The organism is Chitinimonas sp. JJ19 (genome assembly GCF_036961565.1).
GTDB lineage: Bacteria > Pseudomonadota > Gammaproteobacteria > Burkholderiales > Chitinimonadaceae > Chitinimonas.
This window is the reverse complement of sequence record NZ_JBAMDD010000012.1, coordinates 14,650-34,283: the sequence shown is the minus strand read 5'-3', so window position 1 is coordinate 34,283 and position 19,634 is coordinate 14,650. Positions and strand designations below refer to the sequence as shown.

Sequence of the window (19,634 nt, the reverse complement as noted above, 5' to 3'; positions counted from 1 at the left end):
TCGATTCTGCCAGAATCCGCCCCACCTTGTCGGCGCCACGCACGCCACGCTATATTTACCCCACTTGGGCCGATAGCTCAGCTGGGAGAGCGCCGCGTTCGCAATGCGGAGGTCGGGAGTTCGATCCTCCTTCGGTCCACGTCGAACTCTTCTAGAGAAGTCCAAGCAAGTGTGGCGGGAACCATAAAGTTGCCGAAATGGAAGCCTTATACTTCCACTTTGCGCAAAACAGCCCGAATAAACGTCAGAACGATTGATGCCAAAAGTTGAAAAAGCTCAGGGATACCTGGGCTTTTTGCTTTCTTGGTCACGCCATTGCAAGGACTTGGCGGGATTCAATGATTCTGAAACTCTGAATAAGATAGGCATATGTAGCGGAAAGGTTATGGTTCCACTTTGGGGGTTGTGGAAAAGTTATAGTTCCACGTCGGTACCATGCTCAGTGTTGGGCCAATAGTCGCCAAATCTTTGGGATTTCGTTCATAGGAGCCCCTTCAATGCTCCCCCAAACCATCTTCGGGGTTTGATAAAACATCGAGCAGCCCAATCACGGAGGGAGTGCTCACTGCTGTTGCGGTGATGTCGGGCACGCCCTTGGCCGCATTACTTCCTGTCCAGGCAAAAATCCCCGGAAACAAAACCTGCCACGATAGCATGCACCTTATTTGCCGTGTCTCAACGAAACATTGGGGTAAGACACGACTATCCCCAAAGATCAACAGGTCGCACCGAGGGCATTGGGAAGGTTCATCTATATGCAGCCACCGTTACCAACAATGACAGACTCAGCGGCAGCTAAGCTAAGCTAGGGAATGCATATATACTTTACGCTTGTGGCACCAATTTGCCCGGCTGCCTGCGGGTGTGGGCACCACTTTCAAAGTTGCTCTTTTGCTTTATAAATTCGTCATACACTTCGCGACAGCTAAGCCTGGAGCGTGCGGCGCTTGTGGTATCGCAAAATAAGTTGTAATAGGACACAAATAGCTTCTTATCATCCTTCCATCGACCTCGGCAGCCCTCCATTACCCGCGTAATGATTTCGTTAAACAGATGGTTATTCAACACCTTCACAAAGCCCGTCGAAATTGCAATTGCATTCTGCAACGAGGAATAGTCTAACTGCAATGGCTTTTCAAGAAGAGCTTTATGCTCAGTCAAGCCAAGAGCAATTGCATTGGACACCCCTAGCTTACCGAACCGGTGTACAGCGCAGTGTCTAATTTGACATACTTTCAGATAGTCCTTAATCGCGAGATCGACATCTTCAGGTAAATTTCCTTTCACGGACAGGAAAGTACGCATCGAATCTACTATACTTTCTCGCGAAACGAATGATACGCGCTCAAGAAGCGCCTCCGGCATCATACCCTTAGATAGATGGAGGGCCGCCCCAAAAGAAACATCTCTTGACTCAACCGCCCTTTGACAGAGATCATCGAGTGTAATGATTTTTCTCAAAAGCGCTCGTAAATAGCTCTCTACGGCGGCAATTACACCTAGCATCACGAGCTGGCTCTGGAGATGATCGAAATTTGCCGGCGAAGGGGCTAGGCGATTGATTGCGTTGAGCCTGGCTAAGAATTCATCCAACGGAGAGGCTTGCGACTCCTGATGAGTTGAATCAAATAATGACACCGTATCGAAGATTGGGCTCGCTTGAACTTGACTTAGCGAGAGAGCGCTGCGAAATCTTTCTGCCATGATTAATTTAGCTCAAAAATTCATTCACGGTTAGCGTGATCTTGTTAATTATGTCTCCTGCGCGGACAGGGCCAACATAGTACGCCCTCTGGAGATCGCTAGAGGCATTTTGCGATGAATAGATATGCCCAATATTGCGCAGCTTCGTATCTTTGTGAATGCGAGCGATCATAGCTTGGCTAATGCCAGGTACCTTTTCCAACGGAAGCTTCATGCATTCCTCGAAAAGCGAAGCAGCGACTAGCTCCTGCCCGCATTCGTGGCAGAATCTCTGTGAATCATTTAGCCGCTTCGCGCCACAGCTTTGGCAAGGAGGCAAGTCCAATCGAAGCCCAGACAATTCCGCCTCATCCAGTAACGTAGACAGGTCACGCCTAATAGGATGCCTGGCAATCGGGCGCTGCATAACAATTGCCACCCCCTTAATAGATACACTTCTTCCTTCCTTAAACGCACCTTGCTGGTATAAGAACGCAAAATGCGGAACATACCTGTCATATTTTCGATTCGCTCCGTGCGACACGGCCTGCAAGGGGTAAAGAAGTCCAATTTCCACCAGGAATCGAAGCATCCTCTCCACTAGCGGAGATCGATCATCTTGCTGCTTGATTCCCAATATTATATTTCGAAGGCCCGCATCGGCCGCCTGGGCAGCAGACACATCTGCCACCGCCTTGTCAAACAGTTTTCTTCCTGCCGAGATAATAGAAGAGAATTGCGGAAGCTTTAGAGAAAGTGAATCATACTCTGCCCCAATAAGCTCCGCTTGGCGCTCAATAATTTTGTTAACCTTTTTCTGTGAGCTACCGGATGTTGTGTCAAAATACTCGCGGAGCAATCTGAGAAACACACGAGGAATTCCAAACGAGACATATTTAAATAGATCTAACGTCTCCGGCGTTATGGACTTAAGCTCGACCAGGGACAGACGACGATCTGCAATATCACCCATGATTTGCAAATAGTCAGCATCTTCAACGGACAACCACAGCGGCACCTCTTCAACCTCGTGAGATGCATGAAAAGTTGGGCCATATTGCGTCGACCCTGGATATACTGAAGCTTTAGGAGAAATCTTCTCTGCCTTCAGTAATCTAAACACCTCGAAAAACGCGATTAAATAGGGAGAGGCCAAACTAAGCGCCGCATCATCCAAGAGCAGTACGGCCCTATTGCGACCAGTAAGTTTTAGTGCAACAAAAACTGCCTTTATGACATGATCCACAGTCAGCTTATTGCCAAACTGTTCGTACAACTCATCCCCGCCCGCTCTCTCCAGCAAAGACACGAGATCACCTAGTTTCTGGAGACTAAGCAGTGGGTCTTGCTCCTCCAGTTGTTCAAATGCTAAGCCCATGTCGGCTAAGCACTGATAAACACCCAGCAACAGTCTTGCGAGAACCCAGGAATGGAATTTCTTCAGCGCATTTGGTGATTTTTTTAGCAGCGGCTCGAGATTCAGATAGCGATTGAATGTCGCGTACACCGCAAGTGGAGAACTTTTATTCTTTAGCGCATACGCATATGTGTGCCTCATTATATGAGTCTTCCCAGCGCCGCGAGGGCCAATCAGCAACTTTGCGCCAGGCGAGAGCAACTTCTGTTGTGCGTGCTGGAATATCTTCCCATCCACCAAGGACAACTCAATTTGATCCAATGAAAGCTGATCTGCGCGCTCTTCAAATTCAGACATTCTGCCTCCTCAGCAGCGTTACTGCCCCGAGCTTATCGCTCTGTTGGTTCTTTGCGTGCCTTAACCTACCCAGTAGAATTCAGTATTCAAATGGCAACATTTGAACTATATATCTATTGGCATGCTTAATAAATCTCGCATGTTAATTTGACTTGCAGCGACGCCGTAAGCATGAGTTTCCAACCAGTATTGACCAGCTTCGGAAGCAAGCATATGCAATACCCGATCCCTATACTCTGCGGATACCGAAAGTTTATATAGACAGTCGCTTAACGCCACACGTCCCTTTGCGATACCAATAACCTTTTTCGCAGCATTGCGACCTACTCGAGCTACTACCACATCCCCTGGCTCAGCTACGACCTGACTTCGCGTCGCTGCCGCCGGTGAGAAGGACCGATGCGAAAAGTCCATCCACTGTCCATGCATGCGAGACTCTATTCCGGTAGTATGCAGCACAAACGACTGAGACTGCTTGACTTGTGCACTATTTTGCCTGCCCCTCTTTAACTCCAGGGCAATATTAAGGAGTCTATTCCCGTAGTAACTATTAGACTGGTTCGTAATGTGGTATGCGTAGTCCAGTCGGCGTATAGCCTGCTCGCGAGTCACCTCAATGGTCGGAACCTCTTCATACTTCTCGGGAAGATATGACAACTTTACACTGTCGCTTGAAGGCGTTCGTTTACTAATAATAAGTATGTGCGCCAACGCGTCAGTCCCTAAGAACGACCGTCTAGGCAATCTGATCGAACGTACCAAGTCGTATTTTTCTAGCAACGAAGTCCGAAATCCAACGTACTTGTCAGCGCTCGCAATGGAGTCTGGGACGATAATCCCCACGCTCCCTCCAGCGGCTAACAGGCGAAGATTCTGCGCTAGGAAAAGTACAGCGGCGTCGGTCGTTTTGACTGCAGGGAAGGCGCCGCTTAGTCCCACATCTTCTAAAATCTCTCCATACCCCTTCCGCCATCTGGGTACCAGGAATGGCGGGTTGCATATCGCAACATCGACGGGGGCACTATGCGATTGCGTGAGGGCGTCGTGGAGTTCATAGTCGAGCGCATCTTGCGGCAGATGATGATGCTTACCCTGGAACCCGCCTATCTGTAGACGGTTTGATAGAATGGAGGACGCATCAGTGTCAACGTCTACGGTGATGATCGCGGCGTCAATCCACTTCGAAGAGGCCGCGAGCGTGAGCGCACCTTCTCCCGCCCCCAAGTCCAGTACGGTCCGGGGTGTGATTTCCGGCAGTTGCTCAATCAGCGCTTGGCTAACTGAAGGGCACGTGTAGTACCTTCCTAGGCTATCAGTCCGTTTTGCGTGCTTGTTCGTTCGCATTGCCTATAGTCTCGCGCAGTTAAGAACAGTTTAGCTTCAGCTCAACCATCTAGGAAACACTTATGTGCTTACGGCGTACCGGGGTCGCGCTAGGCAAGGTGGCGCCAGCACATCCACGCACTCCCACATCTCAAGCTTCACTTGGCCAGCCGCAAAGACTGCGTACAGATCGTTGATCCGTGTACGGTCTAGTTCGGTCGGTACTTGAGCAAACTGCAGCTCACCCACATACAGGTATTGCCTATCATCCGGGCCGAATGCCGTTTGATACTGCCTGAGCTCAAAGCCGGCTACCTGCTTCAGATTAGGCAGAATCAGGTCGAAAACATCGAACATACGTACGCTCCCTTTTGGGGAGAAGGTTATGCTTGGTGTCGTAGTCGACCTGAGCATACGCACACCCGCCAGATTTTGGCGCTCGAAGCAAGTTTGAGCAAACAATGCCTTACACCAGGAGCATGCAGTGATCGTTGAGCGCATCTTCATCAGCCCAGAGCGCGGCGTCGCGCAGCTGGAGTGTGAGCACATCACGCTCCATAGCGGCATGGGCATAGTGGGCGACCGCTACTTCGGTAAGGATACTTATCCAGGCCAAAACCTGACCTTGGTTGAGGCCGAGGTGATAGAGCAGTTCTGCGCAGAGCACGCGCGCACGGCCGACCTTTCGCTAACGCGCCGCAACCTGGTCACCCGTGGCGTGCGCTTGAACGATCTGGTAGGTGTGGAGTTCACCATCGGTACGGTAAGACTGCGCGGTGTCGAGTTGTGTGAGCCTTGCGTCCTGGTGGGCAACAACCTCAGCAGCGTATCCCTTACGCCCGCGGCGGTGATCAAGTACTGGGTACACCGTGGCGGGCTACGTGCCGATGTGATCAGTGGCGGCGAGATTGCCCGTGGTGCGCGTATTGAGATGGCCATTTAAAAAACACGCCGACTGCCTGGAGGAGGTCATAAGTATGGAACACGCGGTTACCCGAACACTTGCCCTGGTCGCCGATGATGGCAGCCTCACACCGCTGACTTGTAGTTTGAGCTGGCCCACGCCAACAGCATCGGGGAGCTATCAAGTAAGCCTGGCACTGTCCGACAACTCCGGCCCCAATCTCCCCATCGTAGGCGTAGACGCGGTTCAGGCACTGGAACTCGCCATGCGCATGATGGACCAGTTGCTGACAAGCACCGGCAGAAAAACCAAGGTGGTCTGGCCAGACGGCAGTGATTACGCTTAGCGCAAAGGTAAAGCCCCTGCTTGAAGCAGGGGCTCCTCATACCAGCCAATCTGCCCAGGCCGCTCCTCTAAGCAAATCTGCCTGATTACCTACACCGTTACCGCATCGGCATCCGCAAATACTGGTTATCACCGGTAAACCGCTGCAGCGGCTTGGGGTCCTCTGCCCGGCAGCCGGCGCATATCAGTTCGATATTGCCGCCGTTGGTAACCCGGAAAGAATCCAGGTTCCAGTTATCGCCGCCTATACCGCCGCCGAATGTCGTGGTCAGCACAAAGCTGGTGATATCGGCCTTGCGGACCGGCCGGTTCAATACCAGGGGTACGGTCTCCTCATAGTTGTCTACCCACCTGGCCTGCCGGTTAACGTTGAGGAAGGTCTGCGAAGTGCCGTCGGTGTAGCTGACGGTCACGTTCACATTGTCGTTGCCGCCGCGCAGATCATCTCCCCCGGTACGGAAGCTGGCGTAGATGTGCCGTATGCTGCCGTCTGGCTCGTTGGCGGCCAGCGCATCCAGCCTGGGTGGGGTCACGGCGGCGTATTTGCGGTCGACAAAGTAGGTGCGGCGTACGGCTGGGTCTTCGACATAAAAGAAGGCCTTGCGTGTCACATCAGGCACCATGGTCATGGTCTGGCCCGGGTAGTTGGGGTCGTAGACAAAGATTTTCAGGTCTTGCTTGTGGCTGCCCAGATCGCCCCGGTAGCGGCCCAGCGCATAGCCCACGGCCAGCACCTGGTGATCACCGGCCTTCCATCCCTCAAAGTTGGCCGTGCCGCCCTCATACAAGCCCAGCGGCGCAGCATTGAAGCTATTGATCATGTCTTGCAGCTCTTGCAGCCGGCCGCCACCGCTGCCACGCAAGCCCCACTCAAAGAATTCTGCATCCCGCCAGCCGAATGGGTTCAGCCTAAGCTCCATCCATTTGTCCAGCTGGTTTTCCATGGCAGCCTTGTTCTGCCTTGCATAGATGTGCGACTGCAAGGGCGTGCGGTTGGCCGGCGTATAGGTCTGCGGCGGGATGGCCATGCCCAGGCTGAAATAATCCATGGCGCTGTAGACCATGCCGCCGCACAGGCCGCCGTAGGCATAGCTGGCGTCCACACCCTGAAAAGTATTGGCGAACTTGAAACCATGGGTGGCCTGCACAAAACCGGTCATCCGCCGCCCATCACCCGTCCACTTGATCAGGTGCCATTTCTGGGTATCGGTATAGCTGATGCTATTGGTGAAGCTGACAATGCCGCCATCCCGCCGCCGGGTATCGGTCACCGCCAGGTATTTATTGGTCTTGGATTGGATGGTGTAAAAGCCATCGCCCGCATCAACCACCCGCCACAGCTGGCTGTCCTCTTCCAGATCCGGGTCCAGCGTGGGTACCAGCACACGCTTCTGGGTCAGGAAAAAGCCTGTTTGCGACTTGATCTGGTAGAAACCATCGGCCTTGGGGATAAAGCGCCAGGTATGGCGATTCGTGTCACCGGCGTTGAACCTGGACATGGAGGCAATCGACCCCACGGCCGGCACCGCATCCCTGATGGAGAGATAGCGGTAATCGCTATTGCTGCGCAGGGCAAAGGTGCCGCTGGCCAGGTAATCCGGGCCGGCCAGCACCTGTACGTTCAACAAGGCCAGCCACGCACAGGCCAGCATCAAACGGATAAAACCACATTGGCGTGACATGATTCCTCCTTGCCTTGTGTCGGCTGCCCGCCATAGCCAGGGGGCGGTAGCCGTCCCTTGGTCTTGGCGTGGGTTCTCGTACGGAAAATATAATATGAGTGCCGCCAGAACAAAGAATCACCCATATGAGTGAAGCCGGTACTAGTTGGCATGAGCCCTGGCGAGAGCAAGGTGGCAGCCCATCCGCGCTGCCCGCAGGTGTGTAGCCTGCCGGCACTACCCGCCCTGCAAACGCGCCTGCATATCCCGATAAGCCGTTTCAACCAGCGCCATCAAGGCCAGGCCGTCTACCTGCTGACCAGGCCGTAGCTTGACATGGCGCATGTACTTGCCCGTGCCTTCCAGCAGATGCTCAGGGTCGGCCAACTCGGCGCCGCGAAAGAAGCCGACATTGACATGGGCGGTAAAGGCATTGACATAGGCAAACGCCGCATCGCCCACGCAGGCAGTGGGATGGCCATCGTGCAATAGCTCACGCACGTCGTCGCCACAGGCGCGGATAAGGGCAAACCACTGCTGAGCGATTGCCCCCAACTCGCCCGGATGCGCTTGCATCCAAGCCTCGATGGCTGGGTCGTGTCTGACGGCAGTGGGAAATCGCAGCAGCGGGCTCATCATGGCGTGTCGTGTTGCTATGCCATCCCCACCTGCGACTCGCCAGCCACCTGCACACCCTCTGCCAGGCCATTCAAGCGGCTTTGCAAGGTATACAGTTCGGCATATTTGCCATTCTGCTGCATCAAGGCTTCGTGGGGCCCGGCCTCGACCACGGCGCCACGCTCCAGAAAATAAATGCAATCCACATTGCGTACGCTGGCCAGGCGATGGGTGATCAGAATCACCGTGCGGTTGTGGGCAAGCTGGCGCAGCGACTCGTAGACCGCATGCTCGGCCTTGGCATCCAACGGCGCCGTGGGTTCGTCCCAGATGACCAAGGGCGCATCCCGATACAGGCCTCGCGCCACGGCCAGGCGTTGCCATTGCCCGCCGGACAGATCATGCCCGCCACTGAATTCGCGTGACAGCAGGGTCTCCCAGCCACTGGGCAATTGGCTGATAACTTCAGCGGCACGGGACTGGTGTGCGGCATCAAGCAGGGCCACATCAGCAGGGTCAGCCCTGTCGTAGCGCCCCAGGCGGATATTGTCCCTGGCACTACGGGGCCAGCGTATGGGGTCCTGCAACACCATGGCAACCCTATCCGCCAGGCTGCCGGGGTCCATCTGCCCAAGCGGTACACCATCCCAGCTGACGGTGCCCCCGCTAGGCTGGAGCAAGCCAGCGATCACCTTGGCCAGCGTCGTCTTGCCCGAGCCGTTCTCGCCCACCAGGGCAATGGTTTGCCCCGCCTTGATCTGCAGCGAGATATCGCGCAAGGCAGCCGGCCCGTGCGTGCCAGGGTAGCGAAAGGTGACGCGGTCTAGCGTCACCCGTTGCGGGTTCGTGGGCGCCACCTGTTTGCCCACCGCTAACCTGCGCTGCGCCGCCTTGTCGATAAATTCGCAGTAGTCGCTGATATAGAGCGTTTTCTCGAACAAGTCGTGACTCACCTGCATCAGGCGTGCCAGTGCCAGGCTGGCGCTGCGTATGGCGATGACGGCCGTGCCGGCAATCGCCAGATCCAGCCACTGCCAATGCAGCATGAAACCCAGCGCCGCAAAGGTAGCCACCAGGCCCAGCGATGACAGCAGCCTCCCCAATGTGGTGGCACGCGCCTCGCGCAAGCCCAGCGACACCAGGTGTTGCTGCAGGGCGAGGGCGCTGCGATGGTGCTCTGCCAGCACATAGGGCTGCGCCTGATTGGCGCGTATCTCGGCCGCAGCATCCCGGTTGGTCGCCAATTCGGCCATCATCTCCAGTTGCCGCGACAGATCGATGGTCACCGACATGCCGGCATATTGCACACGCGCCCCCGTCAGCGCAGCCCAGCCCTCCGGCAGCAGGGCCAATACCAGTATCGGCAGCAGCAGCGGGTGCAGCCAGCACAGCGCAATACTGGCGCTCAGCACAGCGAGGCCCGCACTCAGGGCTTCGACCAGGCTGTTGGTGGCGCCCTCCATATGCATGACACCCCGCATCTGCGCCCGGTGCATCTGGTCGTAGAAGTCCGCGTCATCAAACGAGGCCAGGTCCACCCCGACGGCTGCCTGGCAAAGCGCCTCTTCTGCAGCCCTGTGCACCTTGGGCCCCATATGGGCCTTGGCCATGGCCGTGACGGCGTCCAGCGCCATGCGCACCAGGTAAACCAGCAGCAGCAGGCCTATCGCTGGCAGCGCCAGGCGCAGCGAGGCAAGGCCGCCATGGGCGCCGAACAACTGGCTCAGCACCTCAGGCGTCAGCAGAAAGGCCCAGGTTGCCGCCGCACCGGCCAGCAACTGCGCCGCCACCACCACCAGAATGGCCCTGGGGGCGGCTCGCCGCAGCAGGGCGGCGGTCGGCCGGATGGCTTGATTCAGCCGACGCAGTACCCCACGCAAGCCAGGGGCGGCCGACTCGCCACGGTCCAAGCGCCAGAACGGCGTATCCAGCGTACTTTCTTCAGCGCTTTGGCTCAGAGCCCACCCCCACCCAAGGTCAAGACAGAAGGCAGATCGCAGTCCGGGTGGGCTCGCAGCAACTGGTACACCACGCCCCCCAAGCCGGACAACAAACCCGGCGCGAAGGTATTGCGGGCAATCCCGCTAACCGGCCCATGATCTTCGATACTGGTCAATATCAAGGACAAAACCTGCTCACGGGTCAGCCCCTCGGGTGCCTCACCCAATGCCATGGCGCGATGCAACAGCTCCCAGGCACCCAGATCGCCATGGCAGGGGCAATGATTCTGGCCAAAGCCGGCGCGCCAGGCTGCCGCTGCGGCAATCCGCACGCGCTGCCGATTGGCTGGCTCCGCTAGGTATGGGTCCAGGTGCAGATGCGCCAGGCCTATGCCCACGGCACCATGGCACCATGCCGCCACGCTCCTGACGGGCAGATCACGCAAATCCAGCCAGTTCTGCTCGTCTTCGTCATACAGCTGGTCTTCAAAAGCAAAGGCCGCCTGCGCCATGTCGGTATAGCGCTGCTGGCCCGACTCGCGCCCCAGCCAAGCCAATGCCCAGCCTATGCCGGTAACGCCATGGGCAAATCCGCCTATGCCCTTGGGCCAGCGCTCGTGCGTCCAATGGGCAGTCGTGCCCTGCTGCTGGGCACGGTCGCACAACTGGTCGCCAATCTCGCAGGCCATGCGCAGATAGCGGGTATCGCCTGTTGTACGCGCCAGCACCAGCAAAGGCACGATGGCGCCGCTGCGGCCGGTCAGCAGATCGTTCACTTCGTCGGCAGCGGCTGCCGCCGGCAGCATCTCGGCCAGTGCACAGGCGCGGGCTACCCCATCACCACCGTCCATGCCCCAGGCCGCCAGTGTCAGCCGAGTCCATATCTGCGAGCCCAGGCCGATATAGCCGCCCGGCTGCAAGGGACGCATCTTCTGGGTGCCGGCGCGCTTCCACTCCTTGACCACCCAGTCCTCCAGCAGGTTGAGCGAGTGCAATACGTCGGCCAGCAAGCTGTCCAGGCCCGCCACTGGGTCGGCACGGCCCGCTTCCACTTCTTTCAGATAGGCAGCCAGCAGCAGCGCCACGCCGCTGGTGCCGCCGTACATATCGTCCTCCAGCGGCTGCACCGACCAGCCATTGGCCCCCACTATCGGCGCAATCCAGGCTGCAGTCCCGTCCTTGCCGCGTATGGCGGCCGACTGCATGTCCGTCACAATACGCGCCGCCAGCACGCGTCGGCGTACCTCCAGTTCATCGACACGGGGCTGCGCCGGCAATATCGAGACATCTTCTGGGTACCAGCCATCCGAGATAAAAGCACTCACCAGGCTGGCCCGTATGACCTTGCGCTCCAGGTCGAAATCTGCGGCGCGCCAGCCCTCCAGCACGGCCTCCACCAGATTGCAGGGCTTGAGCCAACGGGTATCCCGGGGGCCGTCCAGCACGCCATGCCCGGCGATGGCGGTAAAGAATGGAATATCGCCTTCCAGCAGGTCGTCTATCTCGGCATTGATCACGAGCGGGTCGGATGGCGCTGAGATGAAATTGACCGCCATGGTAGCCAGCAGATGAAACGCCTTGTCGCGCGCCGGCCCCTCCTTGTGCAGCGACACTGGGTGCCACAGCATGCGGCTGATTTCCGCGTAAGCCTCAGTCGGCCGGGGGACAAATCGGATGCGGCATGACTCAAAGGCCCGCAGGCGATCATATAAGGTACCCTCAGCATCCAGCCGCTGCAGGGTTGCCGTCAATTCATCAAATGCGGACAACACCTCCGGCCAATAGGTGCCCAAGGCGGGTTCGGGGCTAGGGTGGTTCTGGCTGCGCGGCATCTCCATGGTGGTCCGGCCCAGCCTAGCCTGGTCAGAGCCCGCATTGACGACACCCGGTACATTCAGCACAGGCTGCTGGCCCGGTAGCATGCCCACGCTGGAGACATCCACGCCACGCCAGCCCAAGCCACGGCCACGGCCGGGCAACATGCCCACATTGAGTACCGATTCATTCACCAGCAGGTTGGCCTCGTCTACCGCCGCCCCCAAGCCAGAAGGCCTGACTGGCAGCCGAGGCGCAAACAGCGTTTCGCAGTCCACCACGATAGGGCTGCCGCCATGGGCAATCAGGTTCTCGGCATGCAGATCGTTGCCGCCCAACAGGCGCATCAGCGCCAGCCAGTGGCCTATGCCACGGTAGAAGGCCCGAAGCTCCTGCTCATCGGCTGCGTAGCGGTGCGCCACAAACTCAGACCAGCCATGCTCGCCGCGCAGCAGCACGCGGGGCACGCCTATGGTCATGGCACGGCCATGCGCCTGGGCAATGTCGCGGACAAACTCTCCCAGCGCCACATCCACCGCCATGGAACGCGGCTTGTAAACGATACGGCCACCTTCGCAGCGGACGATGCCTACCGTCTGGCCCTGCTGGTGACTATCGCCAGCCCCCAGGCTCAGCTCCAGCAAGCGCCCTACTGGCTGGCCACACAACTCAGCGAGTGCGGCACGATCCGCCGCCCAGCGCTGGGCGAAAAGCAAAGAGGCCGCACACCGGTTCCGGATGACGGTATCGATACGGCGCAGCATCGTAGGGTACGGCCCCGCCAAGTCATCCCAGAACTGGCGTTGCGATGCCATTTCGATGAACTCGGCCCAGCGCAGGGCGGGGTCCTCTGCCACCAGCTTGCCGGTCACCCGCGCTGCGTTCAGTTCCAGCAGCAGCAAGCGCCCCAACTTGGCGTGCAGTACTTCCTGTAGCGCTTCGCTCGTCACTCGCAGAATGACTTGCGACTCCCCTTCGAGCAGCCCAGCAACTGAAAAAAGCTGGGTTGCCAGCTCGTCAACGTACGGCGAGATCAGGCAACCCAGGCATTTATCGAAGTTACTGGTGTCCATAGCTGACACCATCATTCAATAAACCTCTCTACTTGGTTTCGATGCGTTTGCTTAACAGCACATATAACGCGACGAACCAGTGCAAGCCGTGCCACAGCCGCCAAAGGTCAAGGGACGGATGGCCATGGTGATGTCGGCTTCGGCGTACTCACCGCTAACGAACAAGGAACCAGCGGGATTCTCTTCGCTGGCTTCATTACGCCACAGGTCAACAAGGCTTGCTGCGTCGATGCTGTTCATAAGTCTTCCTTCTCACGGTTGGTAGATTGAGTGTGTTGGAGGGCCCCTGCAAAGCATCGCCGCCGGTACTTTGCAGGGGCTCCCCATGCTGCCGATAAGACGCTTTTGCCATCGCTCGGCAGCCGAATTCAAGCTACACCAACAAACTTGGCGAATCGAACAATTTCTTATGCATAGCGGGTTATTGAATCAATCTCGCCACATCTTAATCCTGTACCCCAAACCCCTATCCAACCCTTACCTTATTATTCGTTTTGGCAATCTGCCACTGGCATTATCGAAGCGTGATTATAAGAAAATACGCTGATATACCTGCCTGGCAAGCTGCACTGCACCGCCGCTGCAATCAGACCGCACCAACTACCCATAAAATCATTAACAAACAATACATTACGCGAGATATCAATTACAACACCCCAGTTTTCACCTGGGCAATCCAGTGCATATGTCGCATCGCATCAAACACGATTTACCCTTGCTGAATAAAACAAGATGGAATAAATCCACATATAGACACCAACAGTTAAATCTTATGCCGCGCAACTAATCCACCTGCGCTCGGCAGCCGCACCCAACTCAATTCCGCTGGCGATCGTTTTTCGGCGCGCTTGCCTGGCTGACCAAGCCGCCCGTCCACCCCCGCAGACATCCAGTTTCACGCATCAGGGTAGGTCACGGCTTGCGATTGATCGCTGGGCGCAGCGTGACGCCAGCAAGCGACGAGGAATGGATAGGGTGTACCGCCCAGCCGCACCGGCCCAGGCAGAACCCGGGCCAGTACGTCAGTACCCTGCCATCACTTGGCCCGACGCCACTCCATCACCCAGTTTTGCGCCCAGTTCTGGCCGCCATCCTCCGAAACCACCTGGCGCCAACGGCAGCTATGGGGGGTGATGCTGTCCCAGATACCGAGCGAGATCGTCTTGCGGCCTGCCACTTCCTCCTCGGCCCAGAACAGCCCGACACCTTGCTCGAAGCTACCCAGCAATCCCGGGGGCGTCAGCGCGCCGCTGCGGGCATTCACCCAGAAGTCGGACCACCGCTGCTGCTCAACATCGAGCAGGCGCAAGCCCATGCCACTGAAGTTACGAGCCGGGATGCGCAATTCCTCAACGCTGCCTACGCCGCCCAAGATCGTCCAGCAGGTGGCCTCGCCCTCGAAATGATCCCACTCCTTTGCCCCAGATGGCAGGCGCCAGTGGCGTATCTTCCACTCGCCCGCCAGGAAGTTGAAATCGCCAGGCTTGCCCGGTGTCGGCAGCTTGGGCAGCGGCGGTACCGCATCCAGCACAGGGGCGTTGCTCGCCAAGGCAGTGCCGGGCAACAGGGCTGCAGCACCGGCAGCCATCATCAAGGTACGGCGGGTTTGGTCCATCTCTATCTCCAGTTGTCAGGATTGCAGGGGAGGCATGGGCCGTGGGGCCACCCATGCAGTGGCGCTCTACGCCGCAATACATGCCGGCATCGACCGCGCCCTTGCACACAGGGCACCTGAGGCTGGAAGAAATGCTACGCTTCAATACCTGACATCCTGTGGCAGGTATTTTCTTGCCCCACCTGATACCCGCCCAACCATGCGATCCAGCCGCCTGCTCTCCATCCTGATGCTGTTGCAATGGCGCGGCTGCCTGTCGGCCACGGTGCTGGCGCGCGAGTTTGAAGTGTCGGTACGGACCATCTACCGCGACGTGGATGCGCTGAGCGCCAGCGGTGTTCCCGTCTATGCCGAGCGGGGCCGACAGGGCGGCATCACCCTGCACCCGGGGTATCGCACCCGCCTGACGGGCCTGACCCCTGGCGAAGCAGAGAGCTTGCCGCTGGCCGGCATTGCCACGGTAGCGCGGGATCTAGGCCTGGGGGCCGAAGCCGCAGCCGCGCAGTTGAAACTCATGGCCAGCCTACCGGTAGACGCTGGCGAGGGGGCACTACGCATCGCCCGCCGATTCCACATCGACCCACTGCCCTGGTATCACCGTGCCGAAACCGCCCCCTGCCTGCCGGAACTGGCCAGTGCCGTCTGGCGCGAGCGCTGCATACAGATTGACTACGAGAACTGGCAAGGCCAAACCCGACATGAGCTGGAGCCGCTGGGCCTAGTGCTGAAAGGGGGTCTTTGGTATCTGGTCGCCAGCCGTCGCGGCAAACCGCCGCGCAGCTACCGCGTCGCCAGCATACGGTCGATCACAGTCCTGGAGCGCACCTTCAGCCGCCCTGCCAGCTTCGACCTGGCCGTGCACTGGCCCGCTTCGGTGGCTGATTTCGAGCGATGGCTGATGAAAGATATCGCCACAGTCAGACTGTCGGCCGAGGGATGCCGCATCCTGCGCGCAGTCAGCCCCATGGCGGCCGAGCAGGTAGAGGCCAGCAGCCGGCCCAGTACGCGCGAGCACTGGATAGAAGCAGAAATGCCTATCGAGACACCGGAATATTCAGCACGCCAACTGCTGCGCCTGGGCGCCGAGGTCGAGGTACTCGCGCCGGCAGCGCTACGTCTGGCACTACAGCAGGAGGCACGGGCAGTGCTGGCGCTCTACAGGCAGGAGCCAGACCCTGGCACCGGCCAGGCTGGTAGCGGCAAGGCCTAGCCACCCACCACACCTCCCAGATTAACGCCCTTTAATCACCCGCCCAGACTGCGTCAAGGTTGGGAGGGCGATGATCAATCTGCGCACGTAGTACCTGCGCTCACCACCTAAGGGGACGAGCATGCACTACCTCTCCCGATCTTGGATATGGATCGCCCTGCTTGGCCTACCTGGCAGCCATCCGCCGACGGTGACACCCCAGCTGGCGGTAGCCGCACAAGCGGCCGCCCCGGCCACCAATGTGCAAGCACAGCAGGCGGCGGGGTTCCGATCGAAAACCGCACGTAGCAGCCAGCTGCTGTTCCTGTTCGAGGATGGCCAACCGCCGCCCGACAAGAAGCCAGCGCACGGGCGACTCTGACCCCTGGGTCAGCGCACCCCGCGGATCTGGCGCACCTTGCTGCCGGCCTGCAGCTCGGCCAGCACGGTATCGAGTGCGATGGGCCGGCCCACCGCATAGCCTTGGGCGTAATCCACACCCAGCTTGGCCAGGCAGTCGAATATCTCCTGCGACTCGACAAACTCCCCTACCGTAGCCGCACCCAGCTGATGGGCCAGTTGGTTGATGGTGGCGACAATGGCGGCATCGGTGGGATTGCGATCCAGATTGCGGACAAAGCTGCCGTCTATCTTGATGATATCGACGGCAAAGTGCTTGAGGTAGTTGAAGGAACTCAAGCCAGCACCAAAGTCGTCCAGCGCGACCTTGCAACCCAGTTCCCGCAGGGTCTTGAGTATATGGGATGCCACCGACAGCTGATTCATCAGTGCAGTTTCGGTCACCTCGAAATGCAGCTGGCGGGGCACCATGGCAGACTGGGCGATCTGCTGCAGCAGATAGGGCAGGAACTGCGCATCGTTGAAGGAGTTGGCCGACAGGTTGATGCCCACCGACACATGCGGGTGCGCCGCCAGCGCCGGGCCCAGATTGCCCAGCACTTCCTGTATCACCCATCGATCTATGCTGCCCATCAGACCAAAACGCTCAGCCGCCGGGATGAATACACCTGGCGACATCAGGCCGCCTTCATGGTCGTACATGCGCAACAGCAGCTCGAAGTGGCGATGAAAATCGGCATGGCTGGCCGTGGGCACGATCTCCTGGGCGTAGAGGGTAAACCGGTGCTTCTCCAGTGCCTCCCGCAGGCCGCTGGCCAGCAGTATCTCGTGGTGCTGGCGTTTGACATCGTCCTGGCCGGCGTAATACAGCGACACCCGGTTGCCACCGGCCTGCTGGGCCGCGTAGCAGGCCACATCGGCCTGGCCCATGATCTCGCCGGTGCCCTGGGTGGACGGCAGGATGGGGGCGATGCCTATGCTGGCCCCCACCACATAGACATGCCCCTCCCATGGGAAGCGCAGGCCGGTAACCGCTTGAATGATCTTGTTGCCCATCTCCTGCGCCTTGCCCAGATCGCAGTTCAACAGCAGCAGGGCGAATTCATCGCCGCCTATGCGGGCGATGGTGTCGGAGTTGCGCACCTGCTCCATCAGCAGCAGGGCCAGTTCGCGCAGCAGCATGTCGCCTGCGGCATGGCCGGCAGAATCATTGACCACCTTGAAGTGATCGATATCGATAAAGCACAGGGCATGCTGGCAGTTGCGCTCGCCAGCATTAACGACAGCACGCTGCAGCTCCTGCTCGAAGCGGGCGCGGTTATACACGCCGGTCAGGGCGTCATGGGTGGCGCTGAAGCTGAGTTCCTTCTGCAACTTGTGGCTGCTGGTCTGATCGTGCCAGACCAGCACGGCGCCGGTCACTTCACCGTTGCTGGCACGCACCGGGGCGGCGGTATGCCGTATCTCGTAGCGCTCGCCCGTTTTGCTGATCAGCGTCACCCCCTCGTCGCGGCAAAAGCCATGCATCTGCTGCAGGCTCAGCTTGATGGGGCTACCAACAGGCTCGCCGGTTTCGCTGTGCAGTGCCCTGAATACTTGCTCATAGGGCACGCCTTTGGCCATGGCCAAAGTCCAGCCCGTCATGGCCTCAGCCGCTGGGTTCATATACGAGACCGTGCACAGGGCATCGGTCAGCAACACGGCATCGCTGATGGTGTCTATGGTCGTTTGCAGCCGCTCCTGGGCCTGGAACAGCAATTCCTTGGCACGGCGGGCATCGGTCATATCACAGCAAGACCCCAGCAACTGCGCCGGCAAGCCCGGCCGGCTAGGCAGCAGCCTGGCGGCAACACGCAGATGCCGCATATCGCCTCTGGGCAGCACCACCCTGACCTCAACATCCAGCTGTGTCTCGCCGTTGGCGGCAAACCGCACCGCGCGCTCAAAGCCCTCCCCATCCAGCGGGTGCATCAAATAGGCCCAGGTATTCAGCGCAGGCCGGAAGTTCGCCTCCGTCACCGCATGCAAGGCATGCATACGGCCATCCCATAGCAAGCCCCGCTCGGCATCCCACGACCACTGCCCCAGGCCGTTGCCCTGCGCCAGTTGCTCCAGCCTGGCTCGGTCCAGTTGCAGCGCCTCTTCGGCCCGCTTGCGCTGATCTATATTCTCGATCTGCGAGACAAAATACAGCGGCGTTCCCGCTTCATCGCGCACCACCGACACCGCCAGCTCCACCCACAGCACCCGACCATTCCTGCAGATGTAACGCTTCTCCATCTTGTAGGTATTGATGCGGCCGACCAGGATGTCATGCACCAGATCCAGATCGTCCTGCAGGTCGTCCGGGTAGGTCACATCCTGAAAACGCATGGTGGCCAGTTCCTGCTCGCTGTAGCCCAGCCAGCCGCACAGCGTCGGGTTGACCTTAAGCCAATTGCCTTCCAGCGAGACCAGCGCCATGCCTATGGCAGAGAACTCCATAGCCCCTCGGAAACGGGCCTCGCTGATGGCGGCCTGAGCCCGGCTAGCGCGCAGCTGTTCAATGACCACGGCCAGGAAGTAGGCCGGCACCAGTGTCAGGGCGATAGGCAGGTGGTGCAGCGGGGTGCTGGCCTCGCGCGCGCCCGCTGGCGAGAGCCAATCCAGCCCGATCAGGGTAAGGATGAACAGAGCATTGATGCCGCCTATCAAGGCAGTGCCGAACACGCTAAGGCGCAAGGCCACCAGCAACAAGGGCAGCATGATGTAGGCAAAGGGATAAGGCAGATGAACCAGGGCAAAATAGGCCGTGCCCATGGTCAGCGCCAGCAGCATCACCACATCGCCGCTCTGCCGCCCCGCCAGATGATTGCGCCAGGCTTCGCGGCTGCTGTTGAGCAGCAAGGGCAGCATCACCAGCAGGCCGATGGCATCGCTGACATACCAGCGCAGCCAGTTATGCTGGAAGGTGGCCATGTCGCCGGTACCAAATGCCGCCGCGCCAATCACCGACGCCAACAATGGCGGCATGAATACGCCGGCCCACAGCACCCGTACGGTAGACGACATATCGCTGTCGAACGCGGTACTGATGTTATGTACCCGCAGTGCCCAATAGCCTATCAGTATCTCCACCAGATTGGAGGCGACAAAGAACAGCGTCAACTGCAGGGGTGCGCCGAAAGCCAGGTTGGCCAGCAGGTTGGCCAGCGCTACCGGCGGCAGTATCAGGCTCCACCTGCCTGGATAGTGCAACAAGGCAACCATGCCCAGCGCATTGGGTAGCCAGAGGCCGGCGATGCCACCCGATAGCTTGAACAAGCCGACACATACGGCGGCCAGCACAAAGTACAACAGGAACAAAGGCAACGTCAGCGTCAGTAGGTCTTGCCGCAAGGCAGGGCTCATCACG

General features: G+C 58.7%; 15 protein-coding genes and 1 tRNA gene. 5 read left to right on the top strand and 11 right to left on the bottom strand.

The genetic code is table 11. The annotated features are described in order from the left end of the window. Positions 1 to 66 precede the first annotated feature (66 nt). Positions 67 to 139, top strand: a tRNA-Ala gene (locus V7714_RS14865). Between the two features lie 686 nt (positions 140 to 825). On the opposite strand, the gene V7714_RS14860 is transcribed toward V7714_RS14865, so the two are convergent. The 4 genes from V7714_RS14860 to V7714_RS14850 form a co-directional block, all read right to left on the bottom strand. Then, positions 826 to 1,704: a hypothetical protein gene (locus tag V7714_RS14860; protein ID WP_335710411.1), complete on the bottom strand. Its 879-nt coding sequence runs from the start codon at positions 1,702 to 1,704 to the stop codon at positions 826 to 828. Between the two features lie 7 nt (positions 1,705 to 1,711). Further along, positions 1,712 to 3,397, bottom strand: coding sequence for a hypothetical protein (locus V7714_RS14855; protein ID WP_335710410.1), 1,686 nt, complete (start codon positions 3,395 to 3,397; stop codon positions 1,712 to 1,714). 105 nt (positions 3,398 to 3,502) lie between these two features. Beyond that, positions 3,503 to 4,741, bottom strand: coding sequence for an N-6 DNA methylase (locus tag V7714_RS20630; protein WP_442891262.1), 1,239 nt, complete (start codon positions 4,739 to 4,741; stop codon positions 3,503 to 3,505). Between the two features lie 60 nt (positions 4,742 to 4,801). Then, entirely contained in the window at positions 4,802 to 5,077 is a 276-nt protein-coding gene (locus tag V7714_RS14850) for a hypothetical protein (RefSeq protein WP_335710409.1), read from the bottom strand. A gap of 127 nt (positions 5,078 to 5,204) precedes the next feature. On the opposite strand from V7714_RS14850, the gene V7714_RS14845 reads away from it, so the two are divergent. Continuing rightward, positions 5,205 to 5,663, top strand: a complete 459-nt coding sequence (locus tag V7714_RS14845; RefSeq protein ID WP_335710408.1) for an MOSC domain-containing protein — start codon at positions 5,205 to 5,207, stop codon at positions 5,661 to 5,663. A gap of 34 nt (positions 5,664 to 5,697) precedes the next feature. After that, positions 5,698 to 5,970, top strand: coding sequence for a DUF6968 family protein (locus V7714_RS14840; RefSeq protein ID WP_335710407.1), 273 nt, complete (start codon positions 5,698 to 5,700; stop codon positions 5,968 to 5,970). A gap of 97 nt (positions 5,971 to 6,067) precedes the next feature. Here the strand turns inward: V7714_RS14840 and V7714_RS14835 are convergent, their stop codons facing one another. From V7714_RS14835 to V7714_RS14810, 6 genes are all read right to left on the bottom strand, one after another. Beyond that, positions 6,068 to 7,651 (bottom strand): RICIN domain-containing protein, encoded by a 1,584-nt coding sequence (locus V7714_RS14835; protein WP_335710406.1) that lies wholly within the window; start codon positions 7,649 to 7,651, stop codon positions 6,068 to 6,070. 216 nt (positions 7,652 to 7,867) lie between these two features. Then, positions 7,868 to 8,206: a DUF1801 domain-containing protein gene (locus V7714_RS14830; RefSeq protein WP_335710405.1), complete on the bottom strand. Its 339-nt coding sequence runs from the start codon at positions 8,204 to 8,206 to the stop codon at positions 7,868 to 7,870. A 77-nt stretch (positions 8,207 to 8,283) separates the two neighbouring features. Further along, on the bottom strand, positions 8,284 to 10,158 hold the full coding sequence (locus V7714_RS14825; protein WP_335710404.1) for an ABC transporter ATP-binding protein: 1,875 nt from the start codon (positions 10,156 to 10,158) through the stop codon (positions 8,284 to 8,286). A 44-nt stretch (positions 10,159 to 10,202) separates the two neighbouring features. Beyond that, on the bottom strand, positions 10,203 to 13,076 hold the full coding sequence (locus tag V7714_RS14820) for a type 2 lanthipeptide synthetase LanM family protein (RefSeq protein WP_335710403.1): 2,874 nt from the start codon (positions 13,074 to 13,076) through the stop codon (positions 10,203 to 10,205). A gap of 51 nt (positions 13,077 to 13,127) precedes the next feature. Further along, positions 13,128 to 13,316 (bottom strand): DUF6229 family protein, encoded by a 189-nt coding sequence (locus V7714_RS14815; protein ID WP_290331372.1) that lies wholly within the window; start codon positions 13,314 to 13,316, stop codon positions 13,128 to 13,130. 796 nt (positions 13,317 to 14,112) lie between these two features. Continuing rightward, positions 14,113 to 14,691, bottom strand: a complete 579-nt coding sequence (locus tag V7714_RS14810; protein WP_335710402.1) for a hypothetical protein — start codon at positions 14,689 to 14,691, stop codon at positions 14,113 to 14,115. A 199-nt stretch (positions 14,692 to 14,890) separates the two neighbouring features. Between V7714_RS14810 and V7714_RS14805 the strand changes: the two genes are divergently transcribed. Continuing rightward, positions 14,891 to 15,901, top strand: coding sequence for a helix-turn-helix transcriptional regulator (locus V7714_RS14805; protein ID WP_335710401.1), 1,011 nt, complete (start codon positions 14,891 to 14,893; stop codon positions 15,899 to 15,901). Positions 15,902 to 16,022: 121 nt separating this feature from the next. Beyond that, positions 16,023 to 16,262, top strand: coding sequence for a hypothetical protein (locus tag V7714_RS14800; protein WP_335710400.1), 240 nt, complete (start codon positions 16,023 to 16,025; stop codon positions 16,260 to 16,262). A gap of 8 nt (positions 16,263 to 16,270) precedes the next feature. Here V7714_RS14800 and V7714_RS14795 read toward each other — a convergent pair whose 3' ends face one another. Continuing rightward, on the bottom strand, positions 16,271 to 19,630 hold the full coding sequence (locus tag V7714_RS14795) for a diguanylate cyclase (RefSeq protein ID WP_335710399.1): 3,360 nt from the start codon (positions 19,628 to 19,630) through the stop codon (positions 16,271 to 16,273). Between the last annotated feature and the right edge of the window lie 4 nt (positions 19,631 to 19,634).